Genomic DNA, 16,318 nt, shown 5'->3' on the forward strand with positions numbered 1-16,318 from the left:
TTCAGGGACATGAAAGGGAACTGAATGAGACGAACAGGGATCGCTCGATCCCTCTTCGTAGAGCAGTAGCGCAGTCAGTCTGCGTCTTGCGCGCAGCCCCGTGTTTCCCCGATTGCAGCACGACACCTGCGAGCGCTTCCCGCGCCTCGCCAGGGCCCGTTCGTGCCTGCGATCCGCAAAGAACGGTCACATATGAATACGATGCACACCACGCAAGCAGCGAATGCGGCCACGCAGCCCGCGATGACGAAAGAGAAGACAGATCAATTCGTTCGCATCGAAAACGTCGTGAAGAAGTTCGGCGACAGTACGGCTGTCGACAACGTCAACCTGAGCATCGCGAAGAATGAACTGTTCGCGCTGCTCGGCAGTTCGGGCTGCGGCAAGTCCACGCTGTTGCGGATGCTGGCGGGCCTGGAGACGGCTACGTCCGGCAAGATCTATGTCGACGGCGAAGATCTCGCGGCCTTGCCGCCCTATCGCCGCCCCGTCAACATGATGTTCCAGTCGTATGCACTCTTTCCGCATATGACGGTCGAGTCGAATGTCGCGTTCGGCCTTAAGCAGGAGGGCACGCCGAAGAACGAGATCAGGGAGCGCGTCGCCGATGCGTTGAATCTCGTGCAGATGTCGAAGTACGCAAAGCGCAAGCCGCATCAGCTATCGGGCGGGCAGCAGCAGCGCGTCGCGCTGGCGCGCTCGCTCGTCAAGCGCCCGAAGCTGTTGCTGCTCGACGAGCCGATGTCCGCGCTCGACAAGAAGATCCGCCAGAAGACTCAACTCGAACTCGTGAACATCATCGAGAGAGTCGACGTCACCTGTGTGATGGTCACGCACGATCAGGAAGAAGCGATGACGATGGCGAGCCGCCTCGCCGTGATGAGCGAAGGCCGCATCGTGCAGATCGGCTCGCCGACGCAGGTCTACGAGTTTCCGAATAGCCGCTTTTCCGCCGAGTTCATCGGCTCGACCAATCTGTTCGAAGGTGTCGTCGTCGAGGACGAACCCGATCACATCTTTGTCGAAAGCGAGGATCTCGAAGCGCGCATGTATGTGAGCCACGGCGTAACGGGGCCACTCGGCATGCCCGTCGGCATTTCGGTGCGCCCCGAGCGCGTGCGCGTGACGCGCGAGAAGCCCGGTGCCGCGCACAACTGGGCGCGCGGCGTCGTGACGGATGTCGCGTACATGGGCAGCTATTCGCTGTATCACGTGCGCCTGCCGAGCGGCAAGACCGTCATGTCGAATCTCTCCAGTTCGCACCTGATGAGCGAAGGTGCGCCCGTCTATCAAGACGACGTGTTCGTCTCCTGGTCGCCTTCGAGCGGCGTGGTGCTGACGCAATGAGAAATCCCGCCCAAACCTCCGCGGCGCAACTGCGCGCCGCCCCGAATGCGAGCCCCGCGCTCGCATCGTTCAAGCAGCGCCTCGCGAAGCTGCTCCCTTCGGGCCGCAGCACCGTGATCGGCATTCCCTTCATCTGGCTCGCGGTGTTCTTCGCGCTGCCTTTCGTGCTGGTGCTGAAGATCAGTTTTGCCGATTTGCGCCTTGGCATTCCGCCTTATACGGAACTCGTCAGCGTGAAGGACGGCATGGTGCATTTCGCGCTGCAACTGAGCCATTACGCGTTCCTGTTGCAGGACAGCCTAGACGTCGCAACGTATCTCAGTTCGCTGAAGATGGCCGCCGTCTCGACCCTCTGCTGCCTGTTGATCGGCTATCCGATCGCGTACTACATCGCGCGTTCGGCACCCGCTACGCGCAACCTGCTGATGATGGGCGTGATGCTGCCGTTCTGGACGTCGTTTCTGATCCGCGTGTACGCGTGGATCGGCATTCTGAAAGACGACGGCCTGCTCAATCACACGCTGATCGCGCTCGGCCTGATTCACACGCCCTTTCGCCTCTATCACACGGATATCGGCGTCTATATCGGCATGGTCTATTCGTACTTGCCGTTCATGGTGATGCCGCTGTATGCGCATCTCGTGAAGATGGACCTGACCCTGCTCGAGGCCGCCTACGACCTCGGCGCAAAACCGTGGACGGCGTTCACACGCATCACGTTGCCGCTGTCGAAGAACGGGATTATCGCGGGGTCGCTACTCGTGTTCATTCCCGCTGTCGGCGAATACGTGATACCGGAACTGCTCGGCGGCGCGGACACGCTGATGATCGGCCGCGTGATGTGGGATGAGTTCTTCAACGACATGGACTGGCCGATGGCGTCCGCCGTGACCGTGGCGATGGTGCTGCTGTTGCTCGTGCCGATGGCCGTATTCCAGTACTACCAGGTCAAGGAACTGGAGGGTGCGAAATGATCAAGCCGAACAAGCCTTTGTCCGCCACGGTGCTGACGCTCGGATTTCTCTTTCTCTACATTCCGATCATCAGCCTTGTCGTGTTCTCGTTCAACGAATCGAAGCTCGTCACCGTCTGGTCCGGCTTCTCGCTGAAGTGGTATGGGGCGCTGCTGCATGACGACGAACTGCTCACGGCCGCGTGGCTGTCGCTGAAGATCGGCTTGATGACGGCGTGCGCGTCCGTCGTGATCGGCACGTGGGCGGGTTTCGTGCTGGCGCGCTTTGGGCGCTTTCGCGGCTTCACGTTCTTCGCCGGCATGATCAACGCGCCGCTGGTGATTCCCGAAGTGATTCAGGGCATATCGCTACTGCTGCTCTTCGTCGCGCTGGAACAGATGATCGGCTGGCCCAAGGGACGCGGCGTGCTGACGATGTGGATCGGCCACGTGATGCTGTGTGTTTCGTACGTCGCAATCATCGTGCAGTCACGCATCAAGGAACTGAACCGGTCTCTCGAAGAAGCGGCACTCGATCTCGGCGCGACACCGTTCAAGGTGTTCTTCGTCATCACGCTGCCGCTGATCTCGCAGGCCTTGCTGTCCGGCTGGCTGCTGTCGTTCACGCTTTCCATCGACGATCTCGTGCTGTCCGCATTCCTGTCCGGCCCGGGCTCGACGACGCTGCCGCTGGTGGTGTTCTCGCGCGTGCGCCTTGGCCTGAACCCGGAAATGAATGCACTTGCCACGCTCTTCATCACGGCCGTGACGATCGGCGTGATCGTCGTCAATCAATGGATGTTGATGCGCGACCGCAAGCGCACTCGCGACATGCAGATGGCGTTCGCAATAGCCGACGCCGCCGATGCCCCTTCGACAACCACACGCCCTGCCGTGGCGACCAACACGCTCGATACGGCCAACGCATAAGAAGTTCTTCGCAATACGACAAACAAGGAGAAAATTGCATGAGAAAGAAACTTATCTGTCTACTGGTAGCGGGGGCTCTGCCGGGTGCCGCTTTTGCGGACTCGACCAGCGCACAGATCAAGGCGCTTCAGCAGCAACTGAACGCGTTGCAAAAGGAAGTGAAGGAATTGCGCGCGCAGGTGGCCACCGCGCCTGCCGCGAAGCCTGCTGTGGGCACGGCCGCTACGCCCGCGTTGGCAGCGGCTCCTGTCGATATCACGTCGCCCGATTACGGCCGGGCGCCTGCCAACATCAGCAACGACGACCTGACCACGATCAGGCAGCAGATCGCGAATCAGCAGTTGAAGGTCGATTCGCTGGAAGACGCGGCGCAGACGGGGCCGATCGCAGGTCTTTCGGTGACGGGTTATATCGACCCGACGTACATCTATAACCGCGCGCAGAGTTCGTCATCGTTCCTGTTTGCGAATCACGAGAGCGCGTACAACTACTACAACAGCACGTTCGGCGATCTGTATCTCGACATCAAGAAGACATTTGGTGTCGGGCCGATGGCGCCGTCGGCGGAAATCACGTTGATGCCGAACCGTGGCAACGGCATCACGCTGCTGCAGAACTCGCACGGCGACATTGGCAACAACATCCTGAACACGGCCGTCGTCAATGTGCCGCTGACGGGGTCGACGACGTTCGTTGCGGGTTTGATTCCGAGCTTTGGCGGCTATGAAGTGCAGCAGTCGAACCAGATGCTGACGCTCACGCACAACCTGCTGTATGACTTCTCCGATCCGGGCAGCTATGTGGGTGTCGGCGCGAACTATACCGCGGGCAACTGGGCCTGGAAGTTCTTTGTCGGCAATGAACAGTACCGCACGTATGGTGCCGTCACGCAGACGGGCACGAATGCACTGGGCGATCCGATCACGACGAGCAACAAGATTCCGACGTTTACTGCGCGCGCCGACTATACGTGGTCCAGTGCGCTCGATATTGGCGGGTCGTTCAATATTGGACGTCAGACGCTGCCGAGTGCCGTCGATCCGGTGACGGGCAATGTCAGTTATGGCGTGGGCGGTCAGGCGCCCAGCTCGGGCGGGACTTTCTTCTTTGGCGAAGTCGACGCGACTTATACGCTGGCGGATGTGCAGTACAACGCTGAACTCGATTATGGGCAGCAGCAGAACGCGGCGTTCAATGGCGGCCAGGCGCAGTGGTATGGTTTGTCATTGCTCGCGCATCGGAAGTTCAATATGCCGGTGGTGGGTCGCATGGGTGCGACTGTGCGGTATGACTTGCTCGTCAATAGCAAGAATGGTGGTGGCGGTGGTGGGATTGCCTTGAATTCCAATGGTATGGATGTGAATAACGGTTTTGGTATCGGTGCTGATTGTCTCGCTAATTCGCAGGCCAATGGTGGCCTTGGGTTTGAGTGCAAGGGGGCTAACCGTCAGGATGTCGCGCTGGATCTGTTGTTCTTCCCGACGCAGCAGATTACCGTCAAGGTGGAATATCGTCATGACTGGGCTAATCAGAAGGTGTTCCTGCGGAATGATGGGTCTTATAGCAAGTCGAATGATTTGCTGGCTACGCAGTTTATTTACTCATTCTGAGGGGTCGCGTTGCTGGCAGCTGCGGTGTGCCTCTGCTCGCTCTGGCATCCGCGATTCGTTAGCGAGCTAACGCATCGCGGATGCCAGCGTAAAAGCCCCAGAAAACCAAACCAACCGCAACACATAAACCACCAAGGCAAAAACCGCCGAGAAAGCAAAACACACCGGCCCAACAACTTCCGCCCATGCCAGAAAACCTCACCTCCCAACCTCACGTAGCATCGTGGTACGCAGCAACCACAAACGACCAGACCCGCCATCCAGCACTGGATGAAACCATCACAGTCGACGTCTGCGTAATAGGCGCCGGCCTGACCGGCATCTCAACCGCATTGAACCTCGCCGAACGCGGCCACACGGTAGCGGTGCTAGAAGCATCAAAAGTCGGCTGGGCAGCAAGCGGCCGAAACGGTGGCCAGCTAATAGGCGGTTTCGCCTGCGAAATAGACACGTTCGCGAAGTACATGCCCGAGAGCGACGTCCACCGCATCTGGCAAATGGGTTTGGAAACGCTGGACATAGTGAAAGACCGCGTAGCGAAGCACCGCATCGACTGCGATCTGACGATGGGCTACCTCACAGCCGCCAACAAGCAAAAACATGTAGACGCACTACGCACCTGGCGTGATAACGCAAAAAGGCGCTTCAACCACGACCGGTATCGATACATCGAACGCGCCCATTTGGATCAGTACGTGCAATCATCCCGCTATCTCGGCGGCCTTTTCGACCCGGACAGCGGCCACCTGCATCCCCTCAACTACACACTCGGCCTGGCCCGCGCAGCCGCCGAAAATGGCGTCCGCATCTACGAAAACAGTTGCGTCAAGACACTACGCAAAGAAAACAGCACCCATCTGATCGAAACCGCGCAAGGAACGGTGCGCGCCAAATACGTAGTGCTAGCCTGCAATACATGGCTGGGCGCGCTAGCACCCCAGGTATCGCGAAAGATCATGCCCGTCGGCACCTACGTCATCGCCACGGAACCGCTCGACCCGGCCCGCGCCGCCGCGCTCATGCCCGCGCGCGCCGCCGTCTGCGATAGCCGCTTCGTGCTCGACTACTTCCGCCCTGCACCCGACAACCGTCTGCTCTGGGGCGGCAAAGTCAGCTACTCGACTTTCGCGCCGCGCAATCTCGGCGAAGCCATGCGCCGCGACATGCTAAAAACTTTCCCGCAACTCGCCGATGTCAAAGTGGACTATGCATGGGGCGGCTTCGTCGACATCACGATGAACCGCGCACCGCATTTCGGCAGGCTCGCGCCGACCGTCTACTTCGCGCAAGGCTTCTCGGGACACGGCGTCAATACGACCGGACTCGCAGGCAAGCTGATCGCGGAAGCCATCCATGGCCAGGCGTCGCGATTCGATCTGTTCGGTAAAATCCGCCATCGCGACTTTCCCGGCGGCGCACTGCTGCGCACACCCGCACTCGTGCTTGCAATGACCTGGTATCGAATGAAGGACTGGCTCTGATGACGGAAACACTCGACCGCCGCGCGGATGCGCTGATCCGCAACTCGTACTACGAAGCCACCGTGTCGCGCCCGCTCACGGACGATCCAATGCTGCAAGGCTCCCTCGAAGCCGACGTCTGCGTGATCGGTGCCGGGTTCTCGGGCTTGTCGGTGGCGCTCGAATGCCGCGCGCGCGGGCTCTCGGTCGTCGTTCTCGATGCGCATCGCCCCGGCTGGGGTGCGTCGGGACGCAACGGCGGACAGGTGCTCGCCGGTTTTGCAAAAGACGAGATCGTCGAAAAGCAACTCGGCCTCGAAGGCGCGCGCGCTGCGTGGGCGTTGTCCGTCGATGCCGTCAAGCTGGTGCACGAGAGAATCGAGCGCTATGGAATCGAATGCGATTTCACCCCGGGCTTCATGACGGTCGCGACCAAAGCGAAACGTGTCCCCGATCTGCGTGCATGGATGGACGCGGCGACGAACCGCTGGGGTTATCCGCATCTGTCGTGGGTCGATGCCGGCGACATGCGCGATCGCATCGCCTCGGAACGCTATCTGGCAGGCGTCCACGACGCGTTATCCGGACATCTGCATCCGCTCAAGTATTGCCTCGGACTCGCCGATGCCGCGCGCCGCGAAGGCGCGCAACTCTTCGCGCAGTCGCCCGTGCTCGAAGTCGTGCGCGGCGCACGGCCTGTGGTACGCACCGCGACGGGCGAAGTGCGCTGCCGCTTCGTCGCCGCATGCGGCAACGCCACACTCGGCAATGTCTTGCCCACAGCGATCGCCGCACGCATCGCGCCCATTGCGTCGTACATTGTCGCGACGGAATCGCTCGGCAAATCACGCGCGGATGCATTGATCAGGAATCGGCCCGCCATCTGCGACAACAACTTTTTTCTCGACTACTTTCGCGTGTCGGCGGATCATCGCGTGCTGTTCGGCGGACGCGCGAGTTCGACGGGCGCTTCGCCCGCGCAACTGACAGGCGATATCCGCCAGCGCATGCTCGCCGTCTTTCCGCAACTCGCGGATACAAAAATCGAATTTGCGTGGGGCGGCTTCGTCGATATCACGCGCAATCGCGCGCCCGATTTCGGCGCGATCGATCCGAACTACTTCTATGTGCAAGGCTTTTCGGGTCATGGCGTGGCGCTGACGGGCATTGCGGGGCGCGTCATTGCAAAGGCAATCTCGGGTGACACGGCCGCGCTCGATCTGTTCGGGCGCATCAGGCACGCGCGCTTTCCGGGCGGCCCGGCGCTGCGCGGACCGGCGCTGGAACTGGGGATGCTCTATCACCGGATACGCGAGCTGTTCTGAATCGCATTGCAACACGGCTTGCACATGACAGACCGGGTTCAGTAAAGGCAGAATGTGCACCTCACCCTCGATGCGACACACCCGCATTCAAGGCTTACCGTAACCCACAACCCGTTACGACGAGGCGTCGATGACTGCCGTACTCACTTCTGAAATCGCATCGAAATTCGCGGGCCTCGCGCTGGCTCACCTCACGCGCGAGTATCCGAACAAGCTCACGCATTCGCTGGCCGGGCCGCAGGACGTGCAAGGCCCGCGCGAACTTCATCCCATCTTTTACGGCAGCTATGACTGGCACTCGTGCGTGCACGGCTACTGGTTGCTGTTGCATCTGGTCGAACGCTTTCCGGAGTTGCCGGAAGCGCCGCGCATCGTCGCCGTCGTCGACGAGCATTTCACCGCGCAGAACATCGCAGGTGAGCGCGCCTATCTCGACCTGCCGCATAACCGCGGCTTCGAGCGCCCGTATGGTTGGGCGTGGCTGCTTGCGCTGTCGGGTCAGGTCGCATCGTTGAAACTGCCGCAAGCCGAGCGCTGGGCACAAACCATCGAGCCGCTGACAGCGGCTTTCGTCGAACGCTTCGAAGAATTTCTGCCAAAGGCGACGTATCCGCTGCGGGTCGGCACGCATTTCAACACTGCATTCGCGCTGGCGCTTACGCTCGACTTCGCGCATCGCACGCAGCGCGATTCGCTCGCGCGCCTCGTCGTCGATACGGCGAAAGGCTGGTACCTGAACGACGCCGGATGCCAGGCGTGGGAGCCGTCGGGCGACGAGTTCCTGTCGCCGTCGCTGATGGAAGCGGAGTTGATGCGCCGCGTGCTGCCGCCTGCTGAATTCGCCGGATGGTTCGAGCGCTTCCTGCCCGATCTCGCGCAACGTCGACCCGCGACGCTGTTCGCCCCCGCCACCGTCACGGATCGCAGCGACGGCAAGATCGCGCATCTCGACGGGCTGAACCTGAGCCGCGCGTGGTGCCAGCGCTCGCTGGCGCGCGCGCTGTCGAACGACGATCCGCGCCGCGCCGCGCTCTTCGAAGCCGCCGAACTTCATCTCGAAACCGCGTTGCAACACGTAGCGGGCGACTACATGGGCGAGCACTGGCTCGCCACGTTTGCTACGCTCGCGCTGGAGGCATAACGCCCGTAGCGTCATAGAAAATGGCCAGTGTCTGTGAAGACACCGGCCATTGCTTTTTTAATGCAGCAACAGACGCGTGTTGCCGATCAGTGCGAGATCTCTTCGAGTGCAACGCCGCGCGTGCGCGGCCCCATCACGCCGATCACCAGCATCACGATCGCCATCGCGCCCGCGATGAACACGAACACGCCTGTCGATCCGAAGTACTTGAGTACTGACGCAATAAAGAACGCCGTGAAAATCGCCGAGAAGCGGCTCCATGAATAGACGAAGCCCACTGCACGCGCACGGATGCTGGTCGGGAACAGCTCTGCCTGATAGGCGTGATAGCTGTACGACATGATATTGCTGCCCAGCGTCAGCCCGACGCCGAGACAGATCAGCAGCGCGGCCGCCGTCGTCTGACTGAACCACAGTCCGCACACGATGATGAGCGCCGCCATCGCGACGATCACGCTCTTGCGTTCGTACTTGTCCGCAATGAAAAGCCCGATGATGGGACCCACGGGTGCCGCGAGCGCGATCACGCTCGAATAGGCAAGGCTCGTCGTCACGGTAATGCCCTGCTTGATCAGCAGCGTCGGCACCCAGTTCGCAAAGCCATAAAAGCCGACTGTCTGGAAGATGTTGAAGATGCTCAGCATCAGCGTGCGGCTGCGATAAGGCGGCACCCACATGTCGCCGAAGCGTCCGCTCGGCGGCACGGGAACGGGCGGCGCAGCCGGCGGCAGCGGTTTACCGTACTCGGCCTCGACCTTCGCTTCGAGCGCGCGCATCACGCGGTCCGCTTCATCGACGCGCCCTTGTTGCGCGAGCCAACGCGGGCTCTCGGGCAGATTGCGCCGAATCCACCAGACGAACAGCGCGCCGTGCGCGCCGATCAGCACGACCCAGCGCCAGCCATCGAGCCCGAGCGGCGCGCGCGGCACCAGCAGCCAGGCGAGAAACGCGACGACAGGCACGGCCATGAAGCCCACTGCCTGTTCGCACGCGAATGCGCGGCCGCGAATGTGCTTCGGGACCAGCTCCGAGATGTAGGTGCCAATCGTCACCAGTTCGACGCCGATTCCAAGGCCCGCCATGAAGCGCCAGAAGTTGAGCCCGGTGGCTGTTTCCTGAAACGCCATGATGACGTTGGCGACCGTGTACCACAGCAGCGAATACGTGAAGATCGCGCGGCGGCCGAAGCGGTCCGCAAGAAAGCCGCACGCAATCGTGCCGATGAAGAGCCCGAGAAACAGCGTCGCGATGAAGCTCGCGATCCCCGTCGTGCCGAACAGGCCTTGCGTGGTCGATGTGAGGATGCCGCTCCTGACGATGCCGGGCGCGACGTAGCCCGTATAGAGCAGATCGTAAAGCTCGAAGAAAAAGCCGAGACTCAGCATCACGACGAGCTTCCATACCGAGCGCGTCGCGGGCAAGCGGTCGAGCCGCGCGCTGATGGTGCCGGCGTCGACGGCGGAATGCGACGATGCGGGCGCACTCGTCTGCGTGGCCCCAGGCTGCGGGATGCCCGCCTGGTCTTGCGTTGTCATTGTTCTGTCTCCTGTGTCGAAGGCCTGCCGCGACTTCGGGTGCAGGCCAGGCTCGCATTGTAGCCGCGCATCGGCAGGCAGGCGTCAGTTGCCTTCCTGCCGCATCACCACACCAGCATCGGCCCGCTGCAACAGACGCCAGTTACGCACCGGGAGATCGGTCAGGCGCAGGCGTTTGCCGAGCTTTGCATAGCGCGCGTGCAGTGCTTCCAGTGCCGCAATCGCCGAATGATCCGCACAATGCAGATGTCGGCAATCGAGCGTCACGTTGGCCGGCATCGCGATGCGGATCGAACCGCATGAAAATGCGCGATCGATGCGAATCTCGCTCGCGTGCCGCGACGCACAGGCACGGCTGAACGGATTGCAGTGCACCCTTGCTGTGCATGACGGACATGCCGTGCAATGGACGCCGCAAGCCAGAAGGCGTGCGGCGGGCACAAAGGTGAACGGGGCGGAAAGATGACAGGCCCGTGGCGAGAAGCCCGAGCCAAGCAGCTGATGTGCGCGGCTCTCGCGCAGCGCACGCGATTTTACGTGGTCAGAGGCTCATGCGCGGCGGCGCACGGTAAAGCTAAAAGCAGGCGGTCTTTAGCGGTATTCGAAATCGTCTGCGGTAATCAACACATGCGTCGCGCCCTTCGCGAGCGCCTTGCGCTCGGCGACGGCGGCGATGCGGCGCTGGCCGTTGCCGAACGCCTTTGTGAGGTGCGACTCGTCTGCTCCGCGCTCCAGCCAGAAGTGCTGCTCGAGCGCATCGCGCGTAATCGCGCAGCCTATCGCGCGCTTTTGCACGACGATATCGAAAGTCACGGCCTGGCCGTTGGTCGAAAGGGCGAAGTTGCTTAAGGACTGTTCCATGTTCAGCCTCTCGTGAACTGCGATATACCTGTGTTTCGTGTTGCTTTCATGAAGCCGCCACCCCTATTCCCGCATACAAACTATCTCACTCCATTCCGCATCGATCAGTTCGGGCGAACCCTTGAAGCCTGCCGATGCAAACGTTTGTACGGCCGGTGAGCGCGGCCTGCACAACAGTGCCGATAAAAAAACGTGCGACATGTTCGCATTTTGAAGGCCATCGTGCAGTCGACCTTGCTGTCAGACAGCCGCTTCGTCTCGCAGTTTCGCGTGCGCTTGCACGACGCGTATGGCAGCGTTTCCGTCTGACGAAAACTTTGCGCACGAGCGAATAAGCTTAACGCCTGCGCGCTTCGTCAAGCATACATCGCAATCGTTTGCGCCATATGTCACGTTGCATCTCATAGAGAATCCATGTGATCGCAGAACCTCGCGTGACGACTTACGCTATGACTTTTCGAGGATCTCCTTGAGCCGGTCGACGGCTTCGTCCGACTCGGCCTGAATCTTCGCGCGCAGCAATGCCGCGTTCAGCAGCGCGAACCAGAGTGTCGGCGAACGGTACGTGAATGTGCGCTCGAACTGCGTGACGTCCTTGCCGTCTTTGCGGTTCGCCTCAGCCGTCAGCGCGTAGCTGACCGTGCCGGCTGGGCGGCCCTGGATCGTGCCGTCGATCGTCCATTTCTCCGGGCGTTTGCGTTCGACCACCGTCCACACGACCTCCCCGCGCCGCCCGGCGACGCGAAATTCTTCCGTGGTCCGCTCGCCGATACCGAGCGAATGATCCGTCGCGCCCGTCACGGAAAGCGAAGACGGATGCCACGCAGGCCAATGCGCGGGCGTCGTCACGTAGTCGAACACAGTCGAACTGTCCCGTTCGATCGGCATGACGGTGACGATGCGCGTCGACAGGTTGAATGCGCGCGGCAGCGGAATGAACAGCACGCCGATCACGGCCGCCACGCAGGCCACCATGACGACTGCTCGCAGTAGCGCTTTCATCGCAGTTCCCGCCGTACGGACGCGGTCCGAATGATGAGGGTGTTGGCTTCGCAGCCGCGCACGGGATTGCGGCCTGTCCGCCGTTCTTACTGGTACTGTATGTTAGCGGCGTGACCGCGCCAATGAGGATCGACGCGCGCCGCCGAGATGTCGCAACGACCCATGGAAGACCACTGATGCAAGCTCATCCTCTTCGCCTGCGCCCCGGCCAGGATCTTCGCGACGCCCTGGAAGACACGGTGCGCCGGCTCGGCGCGACAGCCGCGTTCGTGGTTCAGGGTATCGGCAGCTTGAGCGTCGCGCAGTTGCGATACGCCGGAATCGACCGGCCGACTGAACTGTGCGGCGACCTGGAAATCCTGACGCTCGCCGGTTCCGTTGCGCCAGACGGCGCGCATCTGCACATGTCGGTTTCCGACGCCGACGGGCGAGTGTTCGGCGGGCATGTGGCGCGCGGCTGCGTCGTACGAACTACCGTTGAAATTCTGCTCGCGTTGCTGCCCGATCATGCGTTCTCGCGCGAAGCCGATCCGCACACGGGTTTCATGGAGTTGTTCATCCGCGGCCGGCCACGCAGCGAGCCGTAGCGAGTCGTGGCGGCAGCGCCGCACCCGAAACGAACTCCGCCAGCGCAGCTGGAACGTTCTTCGCTTGTCTGTTCGACTGGCCGCCTTTCCCGCCATGTAGGAGCGTGCGCCGCAATGCCTTACACTTGTCGGGTCGGAAACACATGGTCACTCATCAGTTGTTCAAGGAGGGAAACGTCCGTGGCAAATGAAAAAATGTTGGCGCAGATTTCTGATAAGGCGGGTTTCATCGCCGCGCTCGACCAGAGCGGCGGCTCCACGCCTGGCGCATTACGGCAGTATGGCATCGAAGACAACGCCTATAACGGCGACGCCGAAATGTTCAAACTGATCCACGAAATGCGCGTGCGTATCATCACCGCGCCCGCATTCTCGGGCGACAAGGTCATCGCGGCCATTCTCTTCGAAGCCACGATGGACGGGCAGGCGCAAGGCAAGCCGGTGCCTTCGTTTCTCTGGGAAGACCGCGGCGTCGTGCCGTTCCTCAAGGTCGACAAGGGACTCGAAGCGGAAAGCGACGGCGTGCGTCTGATGAAGCCGATCCCCGGACTCGACGCATTGCTCGCGCGCGCCGGCAAACTCTGCATCTTCGGCACCAAGATGCGCTCCGTCATCGAGCAGAACTCGCCTGCGGGTATTGCCGCCGTCGTCAAGCAACAATTCGAGTACGGTGCGCAGATCGACGCGGCTGGCCTCATGCCGATCCTCGAACCCGAGGTGTCGATCAAGACACCCGATAAAGCGGGCGCCGAGAAGACGCTGCGCGACGAGATCATCAAAGGCCTCGACGCACTGCCCGCCGACAAACAGGTGATGCTCAAGCTGACCATTCCCGACGTCGCCGATTTCTACAAGCCGCTGATCGATCATCCACGGGTATTGCGCGTTGTGGCGCTATCGGGCGGTTATACGCGCACCGAAGCGTGCAAGCTGCTCGCAAAGAATCACGGCATGATCGCGAGCTTTTCGCGCGCGCTCATCAATGACCTGAAAAAACAGATGAGCGACAGCGAATTCAACGCGAAGCTGGCTGAAGCCATCGACGAGATTTACGACGCTTCGGCCGTCAAGGTCTGAATGGCATGTGCAGCGAAGCCGCGCATAGATGGGTATGCGCGGCTTCGCATTAGCGCGCATGGCAAGCCTTAACGCCTCGCTTCAATGCGCGGTTGGCGGCACGTCGGGGTCGACGTAGTCGCGGCGCGAGTTCCAGTATGGGTCGCGGTTGTAATACGTATGCAGCGATTCGCCCCATGTGGGATCGGCCATGCTCGGCCAGTGATCCTTGTCGAAGCCCGGTTCGTCTTTCAGCATCTGCGCGCTGATATCGACGTGAAAGCACTTCTGATCGGTGTCGAGCGTCAGGGCGCTCCACGGAATGGCGTGCAGCGTGGCGCCCATGCCGAGAAAGCCACCTTCGGACAGCACGGCATACGCAATGCGTCCGCTGCGCACGTCGAGCATGATGTCGGAAATCTTGCCGACATGTTCTCCATCTGACGAATACACCTTCGTTCCGTCGAGCGTCGAGGCTGCCATCACCTCCGGTCCCGGACCTTCGCCGACGCCGCCGCCGACAATATCGGCACCACCTGTTCTGCGCGTTTGCGGATTGATCGAGCCCATATTTGCCTCCTATGAAAGTGAGCGCATGAAGGCGCGCAATAGGCGTTCCTGCATCTGACAAGGAAAGCGGCGGATGGAGTCGATTGAAAACTTTACCTGGTTGAACCAGCCGCAGGTCATATTTCCCGACAGCGATATCCGGTGCGACAGCCTGCCGCACCGCTGCTACGCAGAAAAAGCAGTCAACTGCTTCTTATGCCAATGCCCTCGCCCGCCTACGATAGACCCGTGAAAACGCGTGACTTACGCAACTGGCGGGAGAACTGAAATGGGCTTGCTGAACATGATGCGCATGGTGCTGTGGAGTTTCTTCGGCGTGCGGCGTGGCGCTGCGCACGAAGCCGATCTTGCTACCGTCAAGCTGCCGTTGCTGCCCGTGATGGCCGTCGTGCTCGCGCTGTGCTTCGGCGGGCTTCTCTTTGCGTTCGCCCGAATCGCCGTCACGATCGCGCATTGACGCTCGCGCTGTCCGCTCAAGTGGCTTGTGCGATCAACCCGCCAAGCACATGCACGGCGCGTTCGATATCGGCATTCCATGGATGCCCGAAGTTCAGCCGCACGCAGTTCCGAAAGTTGCGCGACGCGGAAAAGATCGGCCCAGGCGCCACGCTCACGCCCTGTTCGATCGCCTGCCTGTGCAGCGCCAATGCATCGACGTGCCCGGGCAATTCGAGCCACACGAAATAGCCGCCTGAAGGACACGTCCACGTCACGCCTTTCGGCATCGCGCGGCGCAGCGCGAGATTCATGGCATCGAGTTGCGCGCGCAACGCAGCACGAAGTTTTCGCAGATGCCGGTCGTATCCGCCATGCTGAAGATAGTCGGCGATACCCGCCTGCACGGGAATGCTCGCCGATAATGTCGTCATCAATTTGGCCCGCTGTACTTTCTCCGCAAACTTCCCGGCCGCCGCCCAGCCAATCCGGTATCCCGGCGCGAGCGTCTTCGAGAAAGAACTGCAATGCATCACGAGTCCTTTCCGGTCGAAGGCAATGGCGGGCAATGGATAATCCGCCTGAAAATGCAGTTCGCCATATACGTCGTCTTCGATTAGCGGCACGTCGTGCCGCGCGAGCAGTTCGACGAGCGCCTTTTTCTTTTCCACCGGCATCGTCGCGCCCGTCGGGTTCTGGTAGTTCGTCATGAACCAGCATGCGCGAATGGGCTGCTTCTCCAGCGCTTGCGCAAGCGCGTCCAGGTCGAGGCCAGTGCGCGGATCGACGGGTATTTCAACTGCGCGCAGATCGAGTCGCTCGATAGCCTGAAGCGCCGCATAGAAGCCGGGCGATTCGACGGCCACGACATCGCCGGGACGCGTCACGGCCATCAGGCAAAGATTCAGTGCTTCGAGCGCGCCATTCGTGACAACGATCTCATCGAGCGGTTGCGACAGTCCCATGCCGAGATAGCGCAGCGCAATCTGCTGGCGCAAAGCCTCGTTGCCCGGAGGCAAATCGACGACGGTGCTCCACGGGTTCATTGTCCGCGACGTTTGGGCCAGCGATTTGGAAAGACGTTGTAGCGGAAACAGCATCGGTGAAGGAAACGCCGAGCCCAGCGGTACGACACCCGTATGCTTTGCCGCTTCGAGCACGCTGAAGACCAGTTCGCTGATATCGACCTTCGCGGACTCGGCGAGAGCGCGCTTCGCGGTCGCTTCCCGCGTGTCGCGAACGGCTGCGCCCGGCGCGACATAATAGCCGGAGCGCTCCTGCGCGCGAATGAGGCCCCACTCCTCCAGCAGATAGTACGCACGAAACGCCGTCGATTGACTCACGCCATGCTGCGCAATGACCTGCCGCAGCGAAGGCATGCGCGCGCCGACAGCAAGACTGCCCGAGCGTATTTCGGCCGCCATCGTGTTGGCGAGTGCTTCATATCGGTTCATTGAAAATTGCGCGTGGCGGCACGCTCATGGCACGGAGCTTTTTATACTAATCG

General features: G+C 61.1%; 16 protein-coding genes. 10 read left to right on the forward strand and 6 right to left on the reverse strand.

Annotation, left to right across the window (positions count from 1 at the left end; genetic code table 11):
* The first annotated feature begins 201 nt into the window (after window positions 1–201).
* The 7 genes from C2L66_RS25970 to C2L66_RS26000 all read left to right on the forward strand — a co-directional run bounded on the left by C2L66_RS25970 (window position 202) and on the right by C2L66_RS26000 (window position 8,765).
* Window positions 202–1,347, forward strand: a complete 1,146-nt coding sequence (locus C2L66_RS25970) for an ABC transporter ATP-binding protein (RefSeq protein ID WP_233445040.1) — start codon at window positions 202–204, stop codon at window positions 1,345–1,347.
* Entirely contained in the window at window positions 1,344–2,321 is a 978-nt protein-coding gene (locus C2L66_RS25975) for an ABC transporter permease subunit (protein WP_060605630.1), read from the forward strand. Before C2L66_RS25970 ends, C2L66_RS25975 begins: the two co-directional genes overlap by 4 nt.
* Complete coding sequence (locus C2L66_RS25980) at window positions 2,318–3,229, forward strand: ABC transporter permease subunit (RefSeq protein WP_060605626.1); 912 nt, start codon at window positions 2,318–2,320, stop codon at window positions 3,227–3,229. The genes C2L66_RS25975 and C2L66_RS25980 overlap by 4 nt, the downstream gene beginning before the upstream one ends.
* Before the next feature lie 38 nt (window positions 3,230–3,267).
* Window positions 3,268–4,839, forward strand: a complete 1,572-nt coding sequence (locus C2L66_RS25985; protein ID WP_054933825.1) for a DUF3138 family protein — start codon at window positions 3,268–3,270, stop codon at window positions 4,837–4,839.
* 185 nt (window positions 4,840–5,024) lie between these two features.
* Complete coding sequence (locus tag C2L66_RS25990) at window positions 5,025–6,320, forward strand: NAD(P)/FAD-dependent oxidoreductase (RefSeq protein ID WP_060605623.1); 1,296 nt, start codon at window positions 5,025–5,027, stop codon at window positions 6,318–6,320.
* Window positions 6,320–7,624: an NAD(P)/FAD-dependent oxidoreductase gene (locus C2L66_RS25995; RefSeq protein ID WP_060605620.1), complete on the forward strand. Its 1,305-nt coding sequence runs from the start codon at window positions 6,320–6,322 to the stop codon at window positions 7,622–7,624. Before C2L66_RS25990 ends, C2L66_RS25995 begins: the two co-directional genes overlap by 1 nt.
* Before the next feature lie 130 nt (window positions 7,625–7,754).
* Window positions 7,755–8,765, forward strand: a complete 1,011-nt coding sequence (locus tag C2L66_RS26000; protein ID WP_060605617.1) for a DUF2891 domain-containing protein — start codon at window positions 7,755–7,757, stop codon at window positions 8,763–8,765.
* Window positions 8,766–8,851: 86 nt separating this feature from the next.
* Here C2L66_RS26000 and C2L66_RS26005 read toward each other — a convergent pair whose 3' ends face one another.
* From C2L66_RS26005 to C2L66_RS26020, 4 genes are all read right to left on the reverse strand, one after another.
* Window positions 8,852–10,300 (reverse strand): MFS transporter, encoded by a 1,449-nt coding sequence (locus C2L66_RS26005; protein WP_054933821.1) that lies wholly within the window; start codon window positions 10,298–10,300, stop codon window positions 8,852–8,854.
* An 84-nt stretch (window positions 10,301–10,384) separates the two neighbouring features.
* Window positions 10,385–10,675, reverse strand: coding sequence for a hypothetical protein (locus tag C2L66_RS26010; RefSeq protein ID WP_060605615.1), 291 nt, complete (start codon window positions 10,673–10,675; stop codon window positions 10,385–10,387).
* Between the two features lie 216 nt (window positions 10,676–10,891).
* Window positions 10,892–11,161, reverse strand: a complete 270-nt coding sequence (locus C2L66_RS26015; RefSeq protein ID WP_035996740.1) for a DUF1488 family protein — start codon at window positions 11,159–11,161, stop codon at window positions 10,892–10,894.
* A 447-nt stretch (window positions 11,162–11,608) separates the two neighbouring features.
* On the reverse strand, window positions 11,609–12,163 hold the full coding sequence (locus C2L66_RS26020) for an SRPBCC family protein (protein WP_060605612.1): 555 nt from the start codon (window positions 12,161–12,163) through the stop codon (window positions 11,609–11,611).
* Between the two features lie 176 nt (window positions 12,164–12,339).
* On the opposite strand from C2L66_RS26020, the gene C2L66_RS26025 reads away from it, so the two are divergent.
* Together C2L66_RS26025 and C2L66_RS26030 are read left to right on the forward strand one after the other, a co-directional pair.
* Window positions 12,340–12,750, forward strand: coding sequence for a PPC domain-containing DNA-binding protein (locus tag C2L66_RS26025; RefSeq protein ID WP_060605609.1), 411 nt, complete (start codon window positions 12,340–12,342; stop codon window positions 12,748–12,750).
* 180 nt (window positions 12,751–12,930) lie between these two features.
* Window positions 12,931–13,827 (forward strand): fructose bisphosphate aldolase, encoded by an 897-nt coding sequence (locus C2L66_RS26030; RefSeq protein WP_060605607.1) that lies wholly within the window; start codon window positions 12,931–12,933, stop codon window positions 13,825–13,827.
* 81 nt (window positions 13,828–13,908) lie between these two features.
* Here C2L66_RS26030 and C2L66_RS26035 read toward each other — a convergent pair whose 3' ends face one another.
* Window positions 13,909–14,376, reverse strand: a complete 468-nt coding sequence (locus C2L66_RS26035) for a PRC-barrel domain-containing protein (protein WP_054933816.1) — start codon at window positions 14,374–14,376, stop codon at window positions 13,909–13,911.
* Between the two features lie 268 nt (window positions 14,377–14,644).
* On the opposite strand from C2L66_RS26035, the gene C2L66_RS26040 reads away from it, so the two are divergent.
* Complete coding sequence (locus C2L66_RS26040) at window positions 14,645–14,833, forward strand: DUF2970 domain-containing protein (protein WP_007745548.1); 189 nt, start codon at window positions 14,645–14,647, stop codon at window positions 14,831–14,833.
* A 16-nt stretch (window positions 14,834–14,849) separates the two neighbouring features.
* Here the strand turns inward: C2L66_RS26040 and C2L66_RS26045 are convergent, their stop codons facing one another.
* Window positions 14,850–16,265: an aminotransferase-like domain-containing protein gene (locus C2L66_RS26045; RefSeq protein WP_060605604.1), complete on the reverse strand. Its 1,416-nt coding sequence runs from the start codon at window positions 16,263–16,265 to the stop codon at window positions 14,850–14,852.
* Between the last annotated feature and the right edge of the window lie 53 nt (window positions 16,266–16,318).

Origin of the sequence: Paraburkholderia caribensis (assembly GCF_002902945.1) — a bacterium.
Classification (GTDB): Bacteria; Pseudomonadota; Gammaproteobacteria; order Burkholderiales; family Burkholderiaceae; genus Paraburkholderia; species Paraburkholderia caribensis.